23 protein-coding genes and 1 riboswitch are annotated in these 21,516 nt (G+C 72.0%); all 23 genes read right to left on the reverse strand.

The features are described 5' to 3' along the window. Position 1 precedes the first annotated feature (1 nt). The gene (locus tag YWW_RS0113225) at positions 2-1,255 is read right to left on the reverse strand and encodes a bifunctional 3,4-dihydroxy-2-butanone-4-phosphate synthase/GTP cyclohydrolase II (protein WP_026930501.1); all 1,254 of its coding nucleotides are present in this window, start codon (positions 1,253-1,255) and stop codon (positions 2-4) included. After that, entirely contained in the window at positions 1,252-1,842 is a 591-nt protein-coding gene (locus YWW_RS0113230; protein ID WP_026930502.1) for a riboflavin synthase, read from the reverse strand. Before YWW_RS0113230 ends, YWW_RS0113225 begins: the two co-directional genes overlap by 4 nt. A 90-nt stretch (positions 1,843-1,932) precedes the next feature. Next, positions 1,933-2,076, reverse strand: a riboswitch (FMN riboswitch). 84 nt (positions 2,077-2,160) lie between these two features. Then, positions 2,161-3,189, reverse strand: coding sequence for a GGDEF domain-containing response regulator (locus YWW_RS30180; protein ID WP_081687433.1), 1,029 nt, complete (start codon positions 3,187-3,189; stop codon positions 2,161-2,163). A 7-nt stretch (positions 3,190-3,196) separates the two neighbouring features. Then, the gene (gene rpe, locus YWW_RS0113240) at positions 3,197-3,874 is read right to left on the reverse strand and encodes a ribulose-phosphate 3-epimerase (RefSeq protein ID WP_035698863.1); all 678 of its coding nucleotides are present in this window, start codon (positions 3,872-3,874) and stop codon (positions 3,197-3,199) included. 73 nt (positions 3,875-3,947) lie between these two features. Beyond that, complete coding sequence (locus YWW_RS0113245; RefSeq protein WP_026930504.1) at positions 3,948-5,273, reverse strand: glycoside hydrolase family 6 protein; 1,326 nt, start codon at positions 5,271-5,273, stop codon at positions 3,948-3,950. A 125-nt stretch (positions 5,274-5,398) separates the two neighbouring features. Then, on the reverse strand, positions 5,399-6,799 hold the full coding sequence (locus YWW_RS0113250) for an RsmB/NOP family class I SAM-dependent RNA methyltransferase (protein WP_425402695.1): 1,401 nt from the start codon (positions 6,797-6,799) through the stop codon (positions 5,399-5,401). Next, the gene (gene fmt / locus YWW_RS0113255; RefSeq protein ID WP_026930506.1) at positions 6,757-7,680 is read right to left on the reverse strand and encodes a methionyl-tRNA formyltransferase; all 924 of its coding nucleotides are present in this window, start codon (positions 7,678-7,680) and stop codon (positions 6,757-6,759) included. The genes YWW_RS0113250 and fmt overlap by 43 nt, the downstream gene beginning before the upstream one ends. Then, the gene (gene def / locus YWW_RS0113260; protein WP_026930507.1) at positions 7,677-8,240 is read right to left on the reverse strand and encodes a peptide deformylase; all 564 of its coding nucleotides are present in this window, start codon (positions 8,238-8,240) and stop codon (positions 7,677-7,679) included. The genes fmt and def (YWW_RS0113260) overlap by 4 nt, the downstream gene beginning before the upstream one ends. A gap of 29 nt (positions 8,241-8,269) precedes the next feature. Further along, complete coding sequence (def, locus tag YWW_RS0113265; protein ID WP_026930508.1) at positions 8,270-8,821, reverse strand: peptide deformylase; 552 nt, start codon at positions 8,819-8,821, stop codon at positions 8,270-8,272. A gap of 217 nt (positions 8,822-9,038) precedes the next feature. Continuing rightward, positions 9,039-9,704: a hypothetical protein gene (locus YWW_RS0113270; protein ID WP_035698712.1), complete on the reverse strand. Its 666-nt coding sequence runs from the start codon at positions 9,702-9,704 to the stop codon at positions 9,039-9,041. 2 nt (positions 9,705-9,706) lie between these two features. Then, positions 9,707-10,459 carry a hypothetical protein gene (locus YWW_RS0113275; RefSeq protein ID WP_026930510.1) on the reverse strand — a complete coding sequence of 251 codons (753 nt, stop codon included), beginning with the start codon at positions 10,457-10,459 and terminating at the stop codon, positions 9,707-9,709. A 2-nt stretch (positions 10,460-10,461) separates the two neighbouring features. Then, positions 10,462-11,340: an ATP-binding cassette domain-containing protein gene (locus YWW_RS0113280; RefSeq protein WP_026930511.1), complete on the reverse strand. Its 879-nt coding sequence runs from the start codon at positions 11,338-11,340 to the stop codon at positions 10,462-10,464. Next, positions 11,337-11,702: a GntR family transcriptional regulator gene (locus YWW_RS0113285; RefSeq protein WP_026930512.1), complete on the reverse strand. Its 366-nt coding sequence runs from the start codon at positions 11,700-11,702 to the stop codon at positions 11,337-11,339. Before YWW_RS0113285 ends, YWW_RS0113280 begins: the two co-directional genes overlap by 4 nt. Before the next feature lie 146 nt (positions 11,703-11,848). Further along, positions 11,849-12,493 carry a response regulator gene (locus YWW_RS0113290; RefSeq protein WP_026930513.1) on the reverse strand — a complete coding sequence of 215 codons (645 nt, stop codon included), beginning with the start codon at positions 12,491-12,493 and terminating at the stop codon, positions 11,849-11,851. Next, on the reverse strand, positions 12,459-13,703 hold the full coding sequence (locus YWW_RS0113295; RefSeq protein ID WP_026930514.1) for a sensor histidine kinase: 1,245 nt from the start codon (positions 13,701-13,703) through the stop codon (positions 12,459-12,461). The genes YWW_RS0113290 and YWW_RS0113295 overlap by 35 nt, the downstream gene beginning before the upstream one ends. Positions 13,704-13,869: 166 nt before the next feature. Continuing rightward, complete coding sequence (locus YWW_RS30185) at positions 13,870-14,625, reverse strand: DUF72 domain-containing protein (protein ID WP_035698710.1); 756 nt, start codon at positions 14,623-14,625, stop codon at positions 13,870-13,872. Between the two features lie 39 nt (positions 14,626-14,664). After that, positions 14,665-16,554 (reverse strand): primosomal protein N' family DNA-binding protein, encoded by a 1,890-nt coding sequence (locus YWW_RS0113305; protein ID WP_035704526.1) that lies wholly within the window; start codon positions 16,552-16,554, stop codon positions 14,665-14,667. 104 nt (positions 16,555-16,658) lie between these two features. Next, positions 16,659-17,852: a methionine adenosyltransferase gene (gene metK / locus YWW_RS0113310; RefSeq protein WP_026930516.1), complete on the reverse strand. Its 1,194-nt coding sequence runs from the start codon at positions 17,850-17,852 to the stop codon at positions 16,659-16,661. A 117-nt stretch (positions 17,853-17,969) separates the two neighbouring features. After that, complete coding sequence (coaBC, locus tag YWW_RS0113315) at positions 17,970-19,193, reverse strand: bifunctional phosphopantothenoylcysteine decarboxylase/phosphopantothenate--cysteine ligase CoaBC (protein WP_026930517.1); 1,224 nt, start codon at positions 19,191-19,193, stop codon at positions 17,970-17,972. Between the two features lie 8 nt (positions 19,194-19,201). Beyond that, a complete protein-coding gene (rpoZ, locus tag YWW_RS0113320) occupies positions 19,202-19,474 on the reverse strand; it encodes a DNA-directed RNA polymerase subunit omega (RefSeq protein WP_026923083.1) in 273 nt (90 codons plus the stop codon). Between the two features lie 28 nt (positions 19,475-19,502). Continuing rightward, the gene (locus tag YWW_RS0113325) at positions 19,503-20,096 is read right to left on the reverse strand and encodes a nucleoside/nucleotide kinase family protein (protein WP_245595418.1); all 594 of its coding nucleotides are present in this window, start codon (positions 20,094-20,096) and stop codon (positions 19,503-19,505) included. Positions 20,097-20,117: 21 nt separating this feature from the next. Next, complete coding sequence (gene mihF / locus YWW_RS0113330; RefSeq protein ID WP_026923082.1) at positions 20,118-20,441, reverse strand: integration host factor, actinobacterial type; 324 nt, start codon at positions 20,439-20,441, stop codon at positions 20,118-20,120. Positions 20,442-20,586: 145 nt separating this feature from the next. Continuing rightward, positions 20,587-21,465 carry an orotidine-5'-phosphate decarboxylase gene (gene pyrF, locus YWW_RS0113335; protein WP_026930519.1) on the reverse strand — a complete coding sequence of 293 codons (879 nt, stop codon included), beginning with the start codon at positions 21,463-21,465 and terminating at the stop codon, positions 20,587-20,589. Positions 21,466-21,516: the final 51 nt, after the last annotated feature.

The raw sequence follows: 21,516 nt of genomic DNA on the forward strand, positions 1-21,516 counted from the left end.
GTCAGGCCGCCTCTGCGGTGGTCTGGACGGGCACGAGCGGCGGCAGGTCCTCGAGGAGGTGCCCCATGCGGTCGCGCTTGGTCGTCAGGTAGGCGAGGTTGTCGGGCGTGGCGTGGGTCGGCAGGGCGACCCGGTCGAGGACCTCGAGGCCGTGGCCTTCGATGCCGGCGCGCTTGTCCGGGTTGTTGGTGAGCAGGCGCATCGACTTGACGCCGAGGTCGGCCAGGACCTGGGCGCCGGTGGCCCAGTCGCGGGCGTCGGCGGGCAGGCCCAGTTCGAGGTTGGCGTCGACGGTGTCGCGGCCGCCGTCCTGGAGCTGGTAGGCCTGGAGCTTGTGGATCAGGCCGATGCCGCGGCCCTCGTGGCCCCGCATGTAGAGGACGACGCCGCGGCCTTCGGCCTCGACGGCGCGCAGCGCGGCCTGGAGCTGCGGGCCGCAGTCGCACCGCAGCGAGCCGAAGGCGTCGCCGGTGAGGCATTCGGAGTGGACGCGGACGAGGACGTCCAGGCCGTCGCCGATGTCGCCCTTGACGAGGGCGACGTGCTCGTCGCCCGCGACGGTGTCGCGGTAGCCGACGGCGGTGAACTCGCCGGCCTCCAGCGGCAGGCGGGCCTCGGCGAGCCGCTCGACGTGCACCTCGTGGCGCCTGCGCCAGGCGACGAGGTCGGCGACGGTGATCAGCTTGAGGTCGTGCTCGTCGGCGAAGTCGCGCAGCTCGGGCAGCCGCATCATGGAGCCGTCGTCGTTCATCATCTCGGAGATCGCGCCGACCGGCGTCTTCCCGGCGAGGCGCGTGAGGTCGACGGCGGCCTCGGTGTGGCCGCGGCGGACGAGGACGCCGCCGTCGCGGGCGCGCAGCGGGACGACGTGGCCGGGCCGGCTGAGGTCGCCCGCGGCGGTCTCGGGGTCGCCGAGCACGCGGATGGTGCGGGCGCGGTCGGCGGCCGAGATGCCGGTGGTCACGCCGGTGCGGGCGTCGACCGAGACGGTGAAGGCGGTGCCTTTGCGGTCCTGGTTGGTGTGGTGGGCCGGGGGCAGCTCGAGCCGGTCGGCGGTCGCCGCCGGCATGGCGACGCAGATGTAGCCGCCGGTGTGGCGGACGGTGAACGCCAGCAGCTCGGTGGTGGCGTCTTCGGCGGCGAAGACGATGTCGCCCTCGTTCTCGCGGTCGGCGTCGTCGGCGACGATGACGGGCCGGCCGGCCGCGATGTCGGCGACGGCGTCTTCGACCTCGTCCAGGCGGATGTCGTTCATCGCAGGCTTCCGTTCGCTTGGAGGAGTTTCTCGGCGTGCTTGGCGATCACGTCGGTCTCGAGGTGGACGCGGTCCCCGGCTTGTTTGCGGCCCAAGGTGGTCGCTTCGAGCGTGGTCGGGATGAGTCCGACGGTGAACTCGTCGCCGTCGACCGCGGCGACGGTCAGGGAGGCGCCGTCGACGGTGATCGAGCCCTTCTCGACGACGTACCTGGCCAGCCCTTCGGGCAGGCGGAAGGTGACTTCCTCCCATTCGGCGGCGGGCGCGCGCTTGACGATCTCGCCGACGCCGTCGACGTGGCCTTGGACGAGGTGGCCGCCGAGGCGGGTGGTGAGGGTGGCGGCGCGCTCCAGGTTGACCCGGTCGCCCGGTCCGAGCTCGCCGATGACGGTGCGCCGGTAGGTCTCGGCCATCACGTCGGCGGTGAAGACGTCGCCTTCGAGGGCGACGACGGTGAGGCAGACGCCGTTGACGGCGATCGAGTCGCCGAAGGCCGCGTCGGAAGTGACGAGCGGACCGCGGACGGACAGGCTGGAGACGCCTGTTTTGACGACTTCGCCGAGTTCTTCGACGATTCCCGTGAACATCGGGTGGACCCCCTACCGTTGCTGTGCTCTGTGCACGCGCAGGCGGGGCGAGGGAAAACGCGCGGACGAGCCGTGACGCGGCCCTCCGCGACGCGTCTGCTCCCATCCGGACTTTGACCGTCGGTCCTGGATTCTCACCAGGTCAACCGTCCGCTGGATGCGGACGGGTCGCGGACTCGCGGCGCTCGGGCCGCTCACCGCCGGCTCGGAATTTCACCGACCCCGCTGACGCGCGTTGTTACTCAGAATTGTGCCACGGTCGCGTTGAGCGGTCTCTATTCCGTGACAGTTGTCTCATTCGCGTCGCCGGACGGCGACTCAGCGGTCGTCGTTCCAGAAGACCGGTCGCCGTCCGCTGGCGGGCGGCTTGCCGTCGGGGAAGGCGACGTAGGTGCCGGCGTGGGATTTGGCGACGCTCTTGAGGGCGGTGGCCTCGGCGACGGCCTCGTAGGCGTCGGTGAACTGCCGGTGGGTCGACAGTGCGACGCCGATCGAGAGGGTGGGCAGGCGCGAGCGGGTGACGCGCCTGGAGCGGTCGGTGTGCTCGATGTAGCCGCGTTCGGCGTCGATCGGATCGCACAGCTGCCGGACGCGGGTGGCGAAGTGCTCGTTGAGGAACTGGGTGACCGCGCGGGCGTGCCCGGGGGTGCACAGGATCGTGAAGTCGTCGCCGCCGACGTGGCCGAGGAAGACCGGGGCGGCACCCGCGTCGCCGGCGGCCGTGTAGACGCATTCGGCCAGCCCTTTGATGAACTCGTCGCCGCGCACGAAGCCGTAGACGTCGTTGACCGCTTTGAAGTGGTCGATGTCGATGTAGCACAGGGCGAAGGGGTCGCCGCGTCTGATCCACGAGGTCAGCTCGCGCAGGATGCGGTCGTTGCCGGGCATGCCGGTCAGCGGGGAGGACTCGCGGATCTCGCGGTGGCGGCGGATCGCCGAGTCGATGCGGGCCGAGACTTCGGCGGGGTCGAAGGGTTTGGCGACGTAGTCGTCGGCGCCGGCCTTGAGGCCGGCGATCTTGTCGGCCGAGGTGGGCTGGGCGCAGACCAGGATGATCGGCAGGCTGGCCGTGGCCGGGTCGGATCGCAGCTGCCTTGTCAGGGCGAGGCCGTCGATGAACGGCAGGTCGGCCTCCAGCAGCACGATGCCCGGGCGCCGCAGTGCGATCCCGGCGAGCGCCTGGTACCCGTCGCGCGCCAGGGCGGTGTCGAAGCCGTCGGCGCGCAGCCGTCCGGCGAGGAACTCGGCGACCTCGGGGTCGGAGTCGGCTATGAGGACGAGGTCCCTGCCCGGCGGCGGGGCGGGGTCCGCTCCGTTCCTGGCGAGGGGCGGTCGGGGTGGGGACATGGCGGGCTCATCGGGCGGCGTCGGCGAGGGATCGCAGGCGGCGGCAGGCCTCGGCCGGGTCGTCGGCGCCGTAGACGGCGGTGCCGGCGACGAAGGCGTCGGCGCCGGCCTCGGCGGCCCGGGCGATGGTGTCCTCGGCGATGCCGCCGTCGACTTCGATGCGCAGTTCGAGGTGGCCGGCCTTGGCGTGGCGGCGGGCGGTGCGGACCTTGTCGAGCAGCTCGGGCATGAAGGCCTGGCCGCCGAAGCCGGCCTTGATGGTCATGATGAGCAGCGTGTCGAACTCGGGCAGCAGGTCGAGGTAGTCCTCGACGGGGGTGTCGCGGTCGATGGCGAGTCCGGCCTTGGCGCCGGCGGAGCGGAGCCGCTTGGCGAGCGTGGCGGGGTCGGCGCTCGCCTCGGCGTGGAAGGTGACGTTGTGGGCGCCGAGCTCGGCGTAGCCGAGGGCCCACCGCTCGGGGTCCTCGATCATGAGGTGGCAGTCGAGCGGGACGTCGGTGGCGGCCTTGAGCGACTTGACCACCGGCGGGCCGAGGGTGAGGTTGGGGACGAAGTGGTTGTCCATGACGTCGACGTGGAGCCAGTCGACGGCCCCCGCGACCGACTCGGCCGCCTCGGCCAGGCGGGCGAAGTCGGCCGCGAGCAGGCTCGGAGCGATGACGGTGTCGGCCTGTGCCGCTTCGATCTGTGCCACACGGACAGTCTAGGACCAACAACTGCGACACAGGCCGGACACCGGGCGTGCAGTGACCCGTGGGTCAGGCGCTGCACTCGACGGTCGGCGTGGCGCTGGAGCCGTTCGCTATGAACCCGAAGGCGTTTCGGGACTGGCCGGAGGCGATGGAGCCGTTCCAGCCGACGTCCGAAGCGGTCACCGTCTGTCCCGATTGGGAGATGTCGACGTTCCAGGAGCTGGAGACGGACTGGCCGCTCCCCCAGTTCCAGGTGAGCGTCCAGCCGTTCAGGGACGTGTCGCCGGCGGTGACGTGCACATCGCCCTGCCAGCCCGAGCCCCAGTCGCTGACCACGACGATCTCGGCGGTGCAGTCGCCGGTGGGCGGCTCGTCGGGGTCGGTGGTCGGGTCGTCGGGGTCGGTGGTGTCGTCGTCCGGGACGTCGCCGGGCCAGTCGTCTCCGGCGGCCTGGGCCATGTCGTAGGCCAGGTCGGGGATGAACTGGCCGGCGCTGCCGGCGCAGCCGTCGGCCTCGCCGGGGAGCTTGACCCACAGGTAGGCGTCGATGCCGCTCACACCGGTCGAGGTGGTCGGGTAGTCGCCGATGGCGCGGCCGGGCGGGTCGCACCAGTCGTTGGGGTTGGGCGGGTCCAGCGGTCCGTTGCCGTTGCGGCTGGTGTCGATGACCGCGCCCTTGTCGGAGCCGACGATGTTCTGGATCTGGTGGGCGTAGGAGGTCGCCTCCTGGGTGGTGCGGTAGTTGGAGACGTTGATCGCGAAGCCGTCGGCGTACTGGATGCCGGCGCCCTGGAGGCGGCTGGCCGCCTCGCCGGGTTCGAGCCAGGCGGAGTTGCCGATGTCGAGGTAGACGTGGGCCTGCGAGGAGGCGGCCTTGAGCGCCTGGACCGCGTGGATCAGCGACTGGTTGCGCTGGGAGGGGTCGGCGCAGTTGTGCGGGAGGGTGTCGGGCTCGACGATGATGTAGGCCGGACCGGACAGGCCGGCGGCGAACTGGTCGATCCAGTTGCGGTAGGACTGGTGGTCCGGGGCGCCGCCGCCGGAGTGGCCGCCGCAGTCGCGGTCGGGGATGTTGTAGACGACCATGACGGGCGCCTCGCCTTCGGCGGCGGCCTGGGAGACGACGTCGGCGACCTCGCCCTGGATCTCCGAGGGGTTGTACTGGGTGAACCAGGTGCCGGCGGGGGTCTGCGCGATGCGCTCGTCGATCAGGGCGGCCCTGGAGTCGCCCTGGTTCTCAGCGACCCATTCGGCCGCCTGGGTGTTGGGGTTGGTCCACAGGCTCTCGCCTTGGGCGGACGCGGTCGGCGCCAACAGGAGCGCGGTGGCCGCGGCCATCCCGGCGGCGCCGGCCGCCGCGGTGAGCGCCGCGAATCTCCTTCTTCGATTCATGAGTTGCCCCTTCGTGGTCTGCCCCACCGGCGCGAGCGGTGAGATTTACATTCATCGATGTCTTGATGGTAGCGCTACCACTTCGCCATGTCGACAGGGGTGTCGAATTTTTGTCGAACGAATGCTCAGGCGAGGCGGCGCAGCAGCGCCAGGAACATCGCGTCGGTGCCGTGGCGCTGGGGCCACAGCTGCGCGAAACCATCGCGCGAGGAGTCCGGCACCGCATCGGTGATCGATTGGGGCGCAACGAGTTCCACTCCCCCGCGCCGGAGGAGATCGGCGACGACGTCGACGGTCTCGGCGCGGACCGGCGAGCAGGTCACGTAGGCGACGGTGCCGCCGGGGCGGACGAGGCCGATCGCCGAGGCGAGGAGCTCGCGCTGGAGCCGGGACAGCTCCTCGACGTCGCTCGGCCGCTTGCGCCAGCGGGCCTCGGGGCGGCGGCGCAGCGCGCCGAGGCCCGAGCACGGCGCGTCGACCAGGACCCGGTCGGCGCTGCCGCTCGTGCCGAAGGAACGGCCGTCGCCGGTATGGACGGTGACCGGCAATCCCTTGGCGGCCTTGGTGACCAGCTCGGCACGGTGGGGAGCGATCTCGACGGCGTCGACGGCGGCGCCGCGCTGGGCGGCCAAGGAGCCGAGCAGGGCGGTCTTGCCGCCAGGCCCGGCGCACAGGTCGACCCAGGCGGCGTCCGGGCCGTCCATGGGAGCGTTGGCAAGCGCGGTGGCGACGAGCTGGCTGCCCTCGTCCTGGACGCTCGCGCGGCCGACGGCGACGGCCTTGATCCTGCCGGGGGCGCCGCTCGGCAGGTAGACCGCGTAGGGCGACCATCGCCCGGGCGTCCCGCCGGTCTTCGCGGCCAGGTCGTCGCGGTCGATGCGTCCGGGCTTGGCGCACAGGTGGACCGGCGGCGCGACGTTGTCGGCCGCCAGGGCGTCGGGCAGTTCGTCGGGACCGAGGATCGCGTCGAACTCCTCGACGATCCACTTCGGATGGGCGTGGCGCAGCGCGAGATCGGCGATGCGGTCGCCGGAGGCGAGGCGGGCGGTCCACTCGTCCAGGAGCTGAGCTGAACTTCCGCTTCCGCGGGCCTCAGCGGGGCCGGCGGCGACCTTGCGCAGGACGGCGTTGGTCAGGCCGGACACGCGGGGGCTGACGGCGGCCTTGACGAGGCTGACGGTGGTGGCCACGGCCGCGTGAGGGGGCACGCGCGTGTAGAGCAGCTGGTAGGCGCCGAGGCAGAGCGCGTCGACCAGGTCGGCCTGGAGCCGGTCGAGCTCGCGGCCGGAGGCGGCGGCCACGATCGCCTCCAAGGTGCCCAGGGTCCGCAGCGTGCCGTAGGTCAGCTCGGTGGCCAGGGCCGCGTCGCGCCCTTCGAGGCCGGTGGCCGCCAAGAGTTTCGGCAGGGCGATGTTGGCGTAGGCGTCCTCGGCGCTGACGGCGCGGATGGCGTCGAACGCCACATGCCGCGGATTGGGCCTGGTCATGCGAACCGCATGTCGGTGTGCTGGTGGCCGCGGCCCCAGTCGGCGGCGTCCATGCGCTTCTTGCCGGCGGGCTGGACCTCGCCGAGCCGGACCGGGTCGGTGGCGGTGCCGACGTGGACGCTGTGCTTGGACACGGCGATCTCCCCGGGTGCCAGCGCGGGGCCGTCCGTGTCGACGGCGACCGGTCCGAGGCGGAGCCTGGCGCCGTCGAACTCGGTCCAGGCGCCGGGCGCGGGGGTGACGGCGCGGACGCGCCGGTCGACGGCGAAGGCCGGGTCGCCCCAGCGGACGCGGGCGTCCTCGACGGTGATCTTGGGGGCGTAGGAGACGCCTTCTTCGGGCTGCGGCTCGGCCTGGAGCATCCCGGCGGCCAGGCCGTCGACGACGTCGACGGTGAGCCGCGCACCGGCCTCGGCGAGCCGTCCGAGGAGGTCGCCGGCGGTGTCGGCCGCGCCGACCGGCTCGGTCAGGCGCCCGTAGACCGGACCGGTGTCGAGTCCGGCCTCCAGTTGGAAGACGCACGCGCCGGTCATCTCGTCGCCGGCGAGCACCGCGTGCTGGACGGGGGCGGCGCCCCGCCAGGCGGGCAGCAGCGAGAAGTGCAGGTTGATCCAGCCCAGGCGCGGAATCTCCAGTGCCGCGGGCGGGACGAGCGCGCCGTAGGCGACCACCGGCACGACGTCGACATCGAGCTCGCGCAGCCGCTCCAGGAACTCCGGCTCCCTCGGCTTCGCCGGGGTGAGGACCTCGACGCCGCGCTCGTCGGCCCAGGCGGCCACCGGGGAGCGCGAGACCTTGCGGCCCCGCCCGGTGCGCGCGTCGGGCCGGGTCAGGACGGCGACGAGCTCGTGGTCGGACGCGTGGAGCGCCTCCAGGGTCGGCAGCGCGACCTCGGGAGTGCCGGCGAAAAGCAGTCTCATTGCTTGAAGAACACGCCCTTGCTGTCGTCTCGGTCGGTGTGGACGCTGGTCTGGTGCGCGGTGTACCAGTCCTGGCGTTCGAGGTCGGCGAGGAACTCGGCGCGGGTGTCGGCGTCGAGCCGGTCGATGAACAGCCGCCCGTCGAGGTGGTCGGTCTCGTGCTGGAGGCATCGGGCCATGAAGCCCTCGCCGCGGATCTCGATGGGCTCGCCGCGCATGTCGACGCCGCGGGCGATCGCCCGCTGCCGCCGCACCCGCGGGTAGTAGAGCCCGCCGGGCACCGACAGGCAGCCTTCGAGCTCGCCGCCGCGCTGGTTCTCCTTGTCGGGGAGCTCCAGGACGGGGTTGACCATGTGGCCTCTGCGGCCTTCGACATCGTAGACGAACACGCGCAGGCCGACTCCGATCTGCGGGGCGGCGAGCCCGGCGCCCTGCTGGTCGTCGAGGGTGTCGTGGAGGTCGTCGATCAGGCGGCGCAGCCGCTCGTCGAATTCGGTGACCTCGGCGGCGCGGGTGCGCAGGACAGGGTCGCCGTACAGTCGCACTGGCTGGATGGACAAGCTCAGGCCTTCCTAACTGAGACGCGGGTTCAGGATTTGAAGAACACGCCCTTGCTGTCGTGGGGCGAGACTTTGACTGTGACGTCGTCGTTATACCAGTCCTGGGCGCGGATCTCGGCCATGGCGGCCTTGCGGCGCTCGGGGTCGAGCCGGTCGATGAAGATGATGCCGTCGAGGTGGTCGGTCTCGTGCTGGAGGCATCGGGCCATCATGCCGGTGCCGACGATCTGGAGCGGGTCGCCGTATTCGTTGAAGCCCTTGGCGATGACGTTCTGGCGCCTGACGGTGTCGAAGTACAGGCCCGGCAGTGAGAGGCACCCTTCGCGTCCGTCCTGCTCCTCCTCGTCGGGGAATTCGAGGACCGGGTTGACGATGTGGCCGACGACGTCGTCGACGTCGAAGGTGAACACCCGCTTGCTCACGCCCAGCTGCGGGGCGGCGAGCCCGGCGCCGCCCTCGTCGCGCATGGTGTCGAGCAGGTCCTTCACCAGGCCCCGCAGTTCGCGGTCAAAGGTGTCGACTTCCTCGGCGGCGGTCCGCAGGACCGGGTCGCCGTAGATGCGGATGGGCTGGATCGACAATGTGCTGACCTCTCGACGCTTGAACTGGCCGCTCTCCAGTGTCCCATTCTCCGGAGCGGTCGTTTGAGGGGTCGGTGCGGGTTGTGGCGCGCGGCCTGCCGCCGCCGGTGGGCCCGGACACCAGGAGCAGGCCCGCGACCGCGGCGGCGGCCGCGCAGGTGCACAGCACGACCACGATCGTGATCGCGGAGGCGTCGACTCCCAGCAGGCCCATTGCTCAGGCCCGCTTCGGGTGCACCGGGGCGCCGCGCATGAGCAGCACGAAGGCGGCGGCCATCGCGGCGATGAGGGCGATTCCGGCGGCGGTCCACGCCGCGGACCACGCCGAGGAGTACTCGACCCACATGCACGCGGCGGCCAAGACCGCGGCGGCCGAGAGCAGCGCCGGCACTTGGAGGGCGTTCGGGCGCATGCGCACCTCGGCGGCGCCGAGGGCCAGGCCGACGCTGCAGTACAGCGGGGTGACCACCAGGTACCGGGCCGCCTGAGCGGCCGTCTCGCCGAGCGTGAAGGACGGGTCGGCCACGGCCGAGAGCAGTGCGTGCTCGACGAGGAGGCCGGCGGCGACGAACAGGACGGCGGCGGCGCAGAGCAGGGCGCCGAAGACGCCGAACGCGGCGGTGATCTCCCTGCGGGTGAGGCCCGTGGCGATCTGGGCCGGCAGGACCTGGTGGATCGCTATGCCGGCGCTGACGCCGACGAACCACTGGAAGACCGAGGCCGTGATGGTCCAGGCGCCGATCTCGAGGGCGTCGGAGAAGACGATCGAGATGGTGAAGGTCACCAGGGAGCCGCCGATCAGCCACCAGAGGAAGGAGCGGGCGGTGCGGGTGAACATGCGCGCGCCGAGCTGGTAGCGGCGCTGTGCGAGGGTCGCGTTCATGGTCATGCCTGTTTCGGGCGGATCGGGCTGTCGATGATGATGCGGCGGGCGATCAGGGCTCCGGTGACGATCACGACGAGGGTGACCGCGACGCCGACCCAGACGCTCCAGGTGTCGGTGGCGCCGGAGACGAACCGGACGAGCCATCCGGGCCCCCAGGGGCCGCCGGCGGTCATGGCGTCGTCGGCGAGGAGGGTGACCGGGATGACGGGGACGAGGACGAGCCAGCCGCCGTCGGAGCGGTAGATCGCGGCCCCGATCACGGCACCCGCGGTGAAGTAGAGCAGGTAGGCCAGCGGGTAGACCGCGGCGAATTCGAGGGCGTCGCCGAAGGAGCCGATCGCGAGCTGGACATCGTCGCCCTGCTGGATGGCCTGCGTCCAGTCGAGGGCGCCGTAGAGGGCCCGCTCGCCGAGGAACCCGGCGACGGCGAGCGCGCCGATCATGAGCGACCACAGCAGACCGAAGACGCCCATCGAGGTGGCGTACTCCCGGCGGGTCATCCCCTGGGCGACGGTGATCGGCAGCAGCGTGTAGATGTAGCCGCCCGCGATGATCGCCACGAGGTACTTGCCGACGTTGGCGGCGACGGCCCACGCGGAGATCTCGATCGAGTTCCACTGCGAGACGATGAACGGCACGACCACGGCGAGGACGATCGCGGCCAGGATCCAGCCGGCGAAGAACTTGACGCTCTCGGTGAACAGTCCGAGGCCGAGCGAGTAGCGGCGGCCGGCGAGGGTGGAGTTGGACATCGTCAGGCTCCCGTCCGGTCGGGGTTGGTCAGGTGGATGAAGAGGTCTTGCAGGCCGACCGGGCCGATCTCGATGCCGGCGGCCGCGGCGCGTTCGCGTGCGGAGGCGTCGAGGGCCGAGCCCACGGTGACGCTCTTGGTGCCGCCGAGCCGCTGCTCGGCGAGCACCTCGAGCCCGGCGGCGAGCGCGTCGACGGCGTCGGCCGGGCCGGTCAGGGTGGCGCCCATGCCCTGGAACGCCTCCACGTCGTCGTGGCGCAGGACGCGTCCGGAGTCGACGATGACGACCTCTTCGAGGTAGTTGGCGACCTCGTCGATCAGGTGCGTGGAGAGGATCACGGTGTGGGGCCGGTCCATGTACTCGGCGAGCAGCTCCTTGTAGAAGGCGTCGCGGGTGGGGGCGTCCATGCCGAGGTGGACCTCGTCGAACATGGTCAGCTCGGCGCGGGCGGCCAGGCCGCAGATCGCGGCCAGGACCGAGCGCTTGCCGCGGGAGAGCTGGTTGACCTTCTTGTCGAGCGGCACCTCGAAGCGCTGGGCGAGCTTGTGGGCGTACTCGAGGTCGAAGGAGGGGCGGAGCTCGCCGGTCTCGATGGTGGACTTGACAGTGTCGGTGTCGTCGAAGTCGCCGCCTTCGCGGACGAGCGCGATCCGGGAGACCACGTCGACGTTCTCCCACACCGGCCGGCCGTCGACGAGGACTTCGCCGCCGGTGGGCTTGCGGAAGGCGGCGAGGAGGCTGAGCAGGCTGGTCTTGCCGGCGCCGTTGCGGCCGAGCAGGCCGTGGATCTTGCCGGCGGCGAGGGTGAGGTCGACGTCGGAGAGGGCTTCGGTGTCGCCGTATGTCAGCGTCACGTCCCGCAGGCTGACGGAGAAGCTCATTTCAGGGCGCCTTCCTGGGCTTTGAGGTAGTCGATGATGTCGGACAGGGAGATTCCCGCTTGGCGGGCCTCGTGGATGAGCGGTTTGAGGACGTCGTCGAAGAAGCGGGCGCGGAATTCACCGGCGAGCCTGTCGCGGGCGTCGTCGGCGACGAACATGCCGACGCCGCGCTGCTTGTAGAGGACGCCTTCGTCGACCAGTTCCCGGAACGCCTTCTGCGCGGTGGCCGGGTTGATCTGGAAGAACGACGCGTATTGGTTCGTCGACATGACCTTTCCTCCCGGCTCGAGCGATCCGTTGAGGATCTCGGCCTTGATCTGGTCGGCGATCTGCCGATAGATCGGCGTGCCGTCATCGAACATCTCGCCTCCTTACTCGTTGACGGCGCCGCTGGCGGCGCCGTGCTGGTTCATTGGTCAAGGGGTTCATTACTTGACTAACTAACCATAGCACGAAGCGACCCCGGGGCGTCGAGCCCCGGGGTCTCAGGAGAACCGGATGCGCGCGCTCAGACGAGGCCGGAGTCGTAGGCGGCGATGACCGCCTGCGTGCGGTCGCGCACGCCGAGCTTGGTGTAGACGCTGCTCAGATGGGTCTTCACGGTCTCGCGGCCCAAGAACAGCCGCCCGGCGATCTCGGTGTTCGACAGCCCTTCGGCGGCGAGCCGGAGCACCTCGCGCTCGCGCTCGCTCAGATCGGCGATGCCCGGACGCGGCGCGGTCGCCCTGGCCGAGACGTCGGCCAGGCGCCGGATCGCCTCGGGGAACAGCAGCGCGTCGGTGCGCGCCACCAGCCGCACCGCCGCGAGCAGGTCCTCGACCCCGGTGCGCTTGAGCAGGAAGCCGTCGGCCCCCGCCCGCAGCGCCTGCCACACGTAGTCGTCGTTGTCGAAGGTGGTGACCACCAGGATCTTCGGTCGGGCCTTGACCTCGGCGACGATCCGCTCGGTGGCCGCGATCCCGTCCACGGTCGGCATCCGCACGTCCATGAGCATCACGTCGGCCTTGGCGGCGCGCGCGATGTTGACCGCGTCGACGCCGTCGGCGCCCTGCGCCGTCACCTCCAGGTCGGGCTCGGCGCCGATGATGGCGGCGAACCCCGAGCGGATGAGCTCCTCGTCATCGATCAGCGCTACGCGCAGTGGCGTGTCCATCCTCTGCCTTTCCAGTAGTGTCCTCCAACGGGATCGCGGCGCGGACGAGCCAGCGCCCGTCCTCGCGTCCGGTCCGCACGGTGCCGCCGACGACCGCCGCCCGCTCCCCCATGCCGATCAGCCCGCGCCCGTTCCGCTTCGAGCGCGCGGGCCTCGCCGAAGGACTGTCGACGACGATCCGCGCCAGGCCGCCGCCCACGTCGAGCTCCACGACCGCCTCCGGCCGGTCGGCGTGGCGCAGCACGTTCGTCAGCGCCTCCTGCACGATCCGGTAGGCCTCCCGGGAGGCCAGGCGGCTCAAAGCGCCGACGTCCCCCGAGACGCGCAGCTCCACCTCGACGCCGCACTCGGCGGCGAGGGACTCCAGCTCGCCCAGGTCGTGCTGCGGCACGCGCTGAGCGCCGCCGTCCTCGCGCAGCGCCCCGATGACGGTGTCCAGCTCGGCCAGCGCGCCGCGCGCGGTCTCCCCGACCGCGGCCATGGCCTTCGCCGCGAAGGCCGGATCGGCCTCGATGAGCCTGGCGGCGGCGTCGGACTGGACGACCACGACCGACAGGGCGTGGCCCACCGAGTCGTGCAGCTCGCGGGCGATGCGGTTGCGGGCGGCCAGCCGGGCGGCCTCGGCCCGCGCGCCCGCCAGGCGGTCGGCCGAGCTCTGCCCGAGCAGCACCGGGGCGAGCCGCCGCATCCCCCCCGCCGTGGCGGCCACGAGCCAGAGGAGCAGGGCCAGGAACAGCGGCCCGAACAGCAGACCCCACCGCGGCGCCAGACCCTGGGGCATCGCCTGCAACGGCTCGGAGCCGCCGACACCGGCGATGAGGAGGTAGATCGCGAACGGCACCAGCGCGAGCGTGATGCCGGACAGGACGCCGCCCACGGCGGCGTGCAGAGTGAACCAGCAGCCGGTGCGCCAGCGCGAGTTCCACGATTCGTCGTCGACCGGCGTCTCGAAGCGGGCCCCGAGCAGCCGCCGGGCCGCGGTGCGCTCGATCTCGCGGTCGGGCAGGAGCACGGAGGTGGCGGCCACCAGCGGCAGGACGGCGACGAAGACGATCGGTTCCAGGAGCCCGGCGAAACCGGAGTCGGGGTACCACCAGTTGTAGGTGACGGCGCCGACCATCATGTACGGCATCATGAGCGCCCCGCCCAGGATCGCCCAGATCCACCCGCGGTAGGTGGCCCGGGACCAGAACGGAGCGAGCAGGCGCATGAGGCCATTGTGCCAGCGGCGCACGGCCGTCACCGCCCGCGCGCCCGGCGGGGCCGCGGACGGGGCGGCGCTTCGGTTCGGGTCATGGCACCAGTCTCGGCCGCCGCGCGTCGCCCGCCCTCCCTCCGGCGGGCGGAACGGGTCCCTCTGGCGGGGGAGCGCGGATTCACCGCTTCGGGACGGGGACGTCGCGGCCGAGCCCGCGCATGAGCTCGGCGAAGCGCAGCGCATTGCGAACGGCCGCGCCACCGGGGTCGTTGTTGCAGTACACGTGGCAGTCGGCCTCGTCCGGCCACGTCTCGGCCAGGCGGCGGCACCACGAGCGCAGCGCCCGGTCGCCGTAGCTCGGCCGCGGCGCGGCGGTGCCCCGATGCAGGCGCAGGTAGCCCCAGAAGGCGGTGCGCCACGGCGGGGTCACGGGACGCCCGTCCTCGTCGGCCCAGCACAGGGCGGCGTCGCGACCGGCCAGGACGTCTCGGATCACCTCGCTGCGCCACGACGGATGCCGCGGCTCGACGGCCACGCGGACGCCGGGCGGGAAGCGGGCCAGGCAGGCGTCGAGGAGCTCGGCATCGGCGCGCAGCGTCGGCGGCAGCTGGAGCAGGACCGGCCCCAGGCGGTCGCCGAGCCCGGCGGCGGCCTCCATGAAACGGGCGACCGGCTCGGCGGGCTCGCGCAGCCGCTTCATGTGAGTGAGGAACCGGCTGGCCTTGACGGCCATGGTGAACCCCGGCGGCAGCTGGGAGCGCCACGTCTCGACCGTGGAGCGCCGCGGCAGCCGGTAGAACACGTTGTTGTTCTCGACCGTGGTGAAATGCTCGGCGTAGTGCTCCAGCCAGCGCCGCTGCGGGAGCCGCTCGGGGTAGAGCACGCCGCGCCAGTCGCGGTACTGCCAGCCTGACGTTCCTACGTGCACCGGCATACCGCCATTATGGCCCGCCGGGCCGCGAGCGGAGCCCGCTCAGGCGACGGCCCTGGGATCGATCTGGATCCGCACCGGTTCGGCCTTCGCGCCGGCGCGTTCGGCGCCCGCCCGCGCCAGGGCGCTCGCCAGGCCGGCGCCGTCGCGGCGCCGCACCCGCAGCAGGAGCCGCTCGGTGTCCTCGTCGACCGGGATCGGTCCGATGGCCTCCGCGCCGAGCTCGGGCGGCAGCTCCGCGGCGAGCTTCTCGGGCGCGCCGTTCGGGCCGGTCAGCGCGGCCATCTTCATCGCGGGCGGGAAGCCCAGTTCGGTCCGCTCGGCCAGTTCCCGCGAGGCGAACCAGCCCGGGTCCCAGCGAAGCAGCGCCTGCACCACCGCCAGTCCCCCGTCGGCGACCACGACGGCGGTCCCGTCGGGGCGGGCGAGCGCCACCGCGTTCATCCAGCGGCGCAGCGCCTCCTCGGAGGCCGTCAGCTCGGCGCGGGTGAGCAGCGCCCACGTGTCCAGCAGCAGGACCGCCCCGTAGCCGTCCGGCGCGGGCGGCTCGACGCCGGGCGTGGCGACCACGACCGAGCGCCCGGCTGGGGCGGCGTCGAGGCGGCTCGCCCCGGTGGACTCGACGACCGTGACGCCGACGAAGGCCTGCGCGAGCTCCTCGGCGGTCCGCTCGGCGCCGATGACTCTGGCGCGCACCCGGCCCGAGCCGCATTCGCGGCACCGGTGGTCCTCGGCGGTCCTGCCGCACCAGCCGCACACCGGGGCCTTCCTGACGCCGGGCAGCCGCAGCGGGCCCGAGCAGTGCGGGCACACCGCGCGGGCGCGGCAGCGCTGGCAGGACACGGCCGGGACGTAGCCCCTCCTGGGCACCTGCACCAGCACCGGCCGCTCGCGCTCGAGGGCGCCTTTGGCCGCCTCCCAGGCGACCGTGGGCAGGCGCGCGGTGCCGCCGGACGGGTCGCGGGCCATGTCGGACTCGTCGCCGACCGGCACGATGCGCGGCACGGCCGAGCGGATCTCGCGCCGGGAGGCGGTGATCGGGATGGCCCACTCGGCGTCGACGAGCAGCTGGGCCTGCGGCGTGCGGGCGTGGCCGCCCACCAGGCAGGCGGCATCGGCGAGCTCGGCCCTGGTGAGCAGGATTTCTCGGGCGTGCGGGTAGGGCGCGTGTCGATCCACATGGGATTCGTCGCCGTCGTCCCAGATCGCCGCCAGACCGAGGTCGGCGACCGGCGCGAACGCCGCGGCCCTGGCTCCGGCGACGATGCGGACCTCGCCTCTGGCGGCGCGCAGGAACGCCCGGTAGCGCTTGGTGGGGCCGAGCTGGGCCGAGAGCGTCACGTGGCGGCCGGGGCCGAGCACGGCGTCGAGGGCGGCGTCGAGCCGGTCGAGGTCGGCCTGGTCGGGCACCACGAGCACCGCGCCGCGGCCCGCCGCGGCGGTGGCTGCGGCGGCCTCGGCGAGCCGGGCGGGCCAGTCTTCGCCGGGAAGGGCGTTCCACACGGCTTTCGGGGATTTGGCGGCGCGCAACGCGCGCAGGAATGCCTCGCCTGCGATATATCTCTTCCATTGCGGCGCGGGAGGCGCGGTCAGCGGCAGCGGCTCGCCCGGCGCCTCCTCCTCCACCTTCTTGCGCCGCTCCGGCACGGCCAGGCGCAGCACGTCGGTGAGCGTGCCGGCGTAGCGGTCGGCCACGGCGCGCGCCAGGCGCGCCACCTCGGGCGTGAGGACGGGCTGGGGCGAGACGAGCTCGGAGAGCCACAGCAGCTTGCCGTCGAAGTCGGAGGTGTCCTTGAGGTCGATGACGTAGCCGCCGACCTTGCGCCGTCCGAATCGGACCCTGACGCGGCAGCCGGGGCGCACCAGGCCCCGGAGGTCTTCGGGGATGCGGTAGTCGAAGAGCCGGTCCAGCTGCGGCAGCGGCTGGTCGATGCATACCGCTGCGATAGCCGGGGACTGGGACATACAGCAGTTCTACCAGGTGCCGCCGACGGTCCGCGCCGAGACGCGCGATGTGGGCGGCACTCGTCGGGAGCCTAGTTCGCGGCTTCTTTGAGCGCCGCGGCGCGGCCGGTGGACTCCCAGGTGAACTCGGGGAGCTCGCGTCCGAAGTGACCGTACGCGGCGGTCTTGGAGTAGATCGGGCGCACCAGGTTGAGGTCGCGGATGATGGCCGCCGGGCGCAGGTCGAAGACCTCGAGCACGGCCCGCTCGATCCGGGCGGGGTCGACGGTCTCGGTGCCCTGCGGGTCCACGGCGACGCTCACCGGCTTGGCCTTGCCGATCGCGTAGGCCACCTGCACCTCGCAGCGCTCGGCGAGGCCGGCCGCGACGACGTTCTTGGCCACCCAGCGGGCGGCGTAGGTCGCCGAGCGGTCGACCTTCGAGGGGTCCTTGCCGCTGAAGGCGCCGCCGCCGTGGCGGGCGTAGCCGCCGTAGGTGTCGACGATGATCTTGCGGCCGGTCAGCCCGGCATCGCCCATCGGGCCGCCGATCTCGAAGCGCCCGGTGGGGTTGACCAGCAGCTGGTGCCCCTCGGTGTCGAGGTCGAGCCCGGAGACGACCGGCGCGATGACGTGCTCGGCCACGTCGGGCGCGAGCAGCGAGTCGAGCGAGATGTCGGGGGCGTGCTGGCTGGAGACGACCACAGTGTCCAGTCGGGCGGGACGCAGCCCGTCGTACTCGATGGTGACCTGGGTCTTGCCGTCGGGGCGCAGGTACGGGACGGTGCCGTCCTTGCGGACCTCGGTGAGGCGCTGGGAGAGCCGGTGCGCCAAGGCGATCGGCAGCGGCATCAGCTCGGGGGTCTCGCGGCAGGCGAAGCCGAACATCAGGCCCTGGTCGCCGGCGCCCTGGAGGTCGAGCTGGTCGAGGTCGGTCGCGTCCACGCGCGACTCCCAGGCCTTGTCGACGCCCTGGGCGATGTCGGGGCTCTGCCCGCCGATCGAGACGTTGACGCCGCACGAGGCGCCGTCGAAGCCCTTCTTGGAGGAGTCGTAGCCGATGCCGAGGATCGTGTCGCGCACGATGCGCGGGATGTCGGCGTACGCGGCGGTCGTCACCTCCCCGGCCACGTGGACCTGACCGGTGGTGATGAGCGTCTCGACCGCCACCCGGCTCGCGGGGTCCTGGGCCAGCAGGGCGTCCAGGATCCCATCGGAGATCTGGTCGGCGATCTTGTCCGGGTGGCCCTCGGTGACCGACTCGGAGGTGAACAGACGACGTGCCACGGCACTCCTCAACACACATCCACGCCGCTCGGCGGCGCTCTTCGACTGACTTCGCAGCTCACAAGTCTATGCGCTCACGATCATCGCACCAACTCGGCGCGCTGGCCTCAGGCGGTGTCAATCCCGTCCACCAGCCGGGAGCCGCGCTGCGACGGCGTCCCAGATGGCGTCGGCCACCGACTCCTTGCCGACGTCGGCGAGGGCGTCGACCTCGCCACGTTCGTCGAAGACCGTGACCGAGTTCTCCGCCGAGCCGAACACGGCGCCGCCGGAGACGTCGTTGAGCACCACCAGGTCGGCGCCCTTCTTCGCGCGCTTGGCCTGGGCGTGCTCCGGGCCGTCGTGGGTCTCGGCGGCGAAGACCACCAGGATCTGGCCGGGGCGCTTGGCCTTCCCGACGGCGGCGGCGATGTCGGGTGTGGAGGTCAGCGCGAGGTCGATGTCGCCGTCGCGCTTGAGTTTGCGGTCCGAGGACTCCTTCGGCCGGAAGTCGGCGGGGGCGGCGGCCAGGACGGCCGCGTCGACCTCGCGGGCGGCCTTGACCGTGGCGTCGTAGAGCTGGCCGGTCGTCGCCACCCGGTGCACCTCGATGCCCGCCGGGAGGGCGGCGTCGACGTGCGCGGCGATGAGCGTGACCTCGGCGCCGCGGGCGGCGGCCGCGGCGGCGACGGCGATGCCCTGGCGGCCCGAGGAGTGGTTGCCGATGAAGCGGACCGGGTCGATCGCCTCGCGGGTGCCGCCGGCGGTGACGAGGACGCGGCGGCCGACGAGGTCCCGCGTGAACTCGGCGTTCGCTCCCCCCCGGGCGGGGCGGGGCGGGGCGAGGAAGCCTTTGAGCAGGGCGAAGAGCGCCTCTGCCTCGGGCAGGCGGCCCGGCCCGGTGTCGGCGCCGGTCAGGCGGCCCGAGTCGGGCTCGACGACGTGGGCGCCGCGTTCGCGCAGGACTGCGACGTTCGCCTGCGTGGCCGGGTGCCGCCACATCTCGGTGTGCATCGCGGGCGCGAAGACGACCGGGCAGGTGGCGGTGAGCAGCGTGCTGGTCAGGAGGTCGTCGGCGCGGCCGGAGGCGGCGCGCGCGAGCAGGTCGGCGGTGGCGGGGACGACCGCCACGAGCTCGGCTCGGCGGCCGAGCCGCACGTGCTTGACGTCCGAGACGTCCGAGAACACGCCGGAAGCCACCGGTCGGCCCGAAAGGGCCTCCCAGGTGGCTTCACCGACGAATCTGAGCGCCGCCTCGGTGGGAACGACGGTCACGTCGTGACCGGATTCCTTCAGCAGGCGGAGCAGCGTGCATGCCTTGTAGGCGGCGATGCCGCCCGACACGCCCAAGACGATCTCCAAGGCGGGTCCTAGGCCTCGGGGTCGTCGAAGGCCTTCGTCTCGAGCAGGCCCTTGTCGAGCTCGCGCATGGCGATCGAGAGCGGCTTCTCCTCGGGCGTGGTCTCCACCAGGGGGCCGACGTACTCGAGCAGGCCCTCGCCGAGCTGGGAGTAGTAGGCGTTGATCTGGCGGGCCCGCTTGGCCGAGTAGATCACCAGCTGGTATTTCGACTGGCTCTTCTCGAGCAGGTCGTCGATCGGCGGGTTGGTGATGCCGACGGGGTCGGCGACAGTCCCTGACACGTGTTGTCCTTCGTGTGTGACTTGTGGGTCAGAAGGCTCCAGGCCTGTCGGCGGTCGGAGCAATGAGCAACTCTAGCAATTTCGCGGCGGCCTGTTCGAGCGACACGTTCGCGACTGTGTGATCGAACTCGAATTCCGCCGCAGGTTCCTCTCGCGCCGCCGCGGGGCGGCGTTCGAGGCCGGCGTCGTCCTCGGCCCCGCGGCGGCCGGTCGGCTCCCGCCGGGCCGGAGGGGCGACGACCACCTGCCTCGCCCGCGGAGCCACGCTGCGGATCCGGCGGGCGCCGTGCAGGTCGACCATCGCCAGCACCGGCACGCCCGAGCGCAGGCTCGCCTCGATAGGGCCACGGGGGGTGCCGTACAGGTTCCCCGCATGGGAGCTCCATTCGAGCAACTCCCCCGCGGCAATCATCGACTCGAATCGATCGGTCGACACGAAGTGGTAGTCGGCGCCATCGATCTCACCCGGGCGCGGGCCGCGGGTCGTGCAGCTCACTGCGAAGTGGACCCACGGGTAGTACTCCCGGACGAGGTTCCTGACGCTGCTCTTGGCCGCGCCGGATGGACCGCAGAGGACCATCAATCGCTGAGCCTGGGCAGCGTGCAGTTCGTCGATGTCCACGCGACTACTAACCGCCCAGGATCAGGCCTGGTCGCCCTTGAACTCGTCGAGGAGGGCGGCCCGCTGGTGCTCGCCCAGCCCGCGCAGGCGGCGCGAGTCGGCGATCTTGAGCTTCTCCATGATTTGCAGGGCGCGCTTGTCGCCGATGCCCGGGAGGGCCTTGAGGACGGCCGAGACCTTCATCTTTCCGGAGATGTCGTCGGTCGCGGCGGACTTGAGGACCTCCTCCAGGGTGGTCTCACCCGACTTCAGCTTCTCCTTGAGCTCGGCGCGGGCCTTACGGGCGGCGGCGGCCTTCTCGAGGGCTGCGGCGCGCTGTTCCGGTGTCAGTTTAGGGAGCGGCACGGGGTCTCCTTGCAGTCGATGGTTTCGTCCCTCTGGACCTTCACGTGCTGGTATGGCTGAAGCATACCCAGCTCGGGAAAGGTAACCCCAGCTCCCGACACACCTGCGACCGGGGGTGGGGCAATTCGGCCCGGACCGGCGGCGATCACTCGCCGGTAGCGGCCCGACACTCCTCCTGAAGCGCTTCGATCGCGCCGCGGATGCTCGCCGCAGCGGGTCCCGGCTGCGCGATTTGCCGTGAATAAGACGGTATTGCGAAGTTCACGGCGGGCCCGAGAACGCGCGGCAGGTCACTCGGGCGCCCGCCTTGCGCGCCCATGCCCGGGACCAGGATCGGGCCGTTGAACTCCGACAAATCGTGAGCAGTGTCACGCTGCTGGACCGTCGTGTGAGTGATTCCGTAAGTCGACTCACGCAGCCTGGCCTCGCCTTCGGTGGCGCAGGCGCCCACGGTGGCGCCCATGACCACGCCGAGGGAGCCCAGCGGCTCGGCGTCGCCGTTGAGGGCGGCGAGCTCGTCGATGATCCCCTGGGCCACCGACTTGCCGTCGCGGCGCTTCGCCAGCTGCACCTGCTTGCCCTCGGGGTTCGAGGTGCGGGCGAGCACGAACACGCCCTTGCCGTGGGCGGCGGCCAGGTCGAAGGCCGGCTGGAGGGAGCCGATCCCCAGGAAGGGGCTGGCGGTGATGGCGTCGACGGCCAGCGGCGAGGCCGGGTCGAGGTAGGCCTGGGCGTAGGCGGCCATGGTCGAGCCGATGTCGCCGCGCTTGACGTCGAGGATCACCAGGGCGCCCGCCCGGCGCGAATCCGCGATGACCCGCTCCAGCAGTGCGACGCCGCCCGAGCCGAACCGCTCGAAGAACGCCGACTGCGGCTTGACGAAGCCGACGCTCCCGGCGCACGCCTCGACCATCGTCAGCGCGAACCGCTCGGCTCCGGCGAGGTCGTCGTCGAGGCCCCAGTATTGGAGTACGGCGCCATGGGGGTCGATTCCGGCGCAGAGCGGACCGCGTGCGGTGAACATGTGGTGGGCTCGGGCGCCGAAATCCTTGCTTGCGGACACGGTGGCTTCCTC

It is taken from the genome of Glycomyces tenuis DSM 44171, from assembly GCF_000427885.1.
In the GTDB taxonomy this organism is placed as follows: Bacteria; Actinomycetota; Actinomycetes; order Mycobacteriales; family Micromonosporaceae; genus Glycomyces; species Glycomyces tenuis.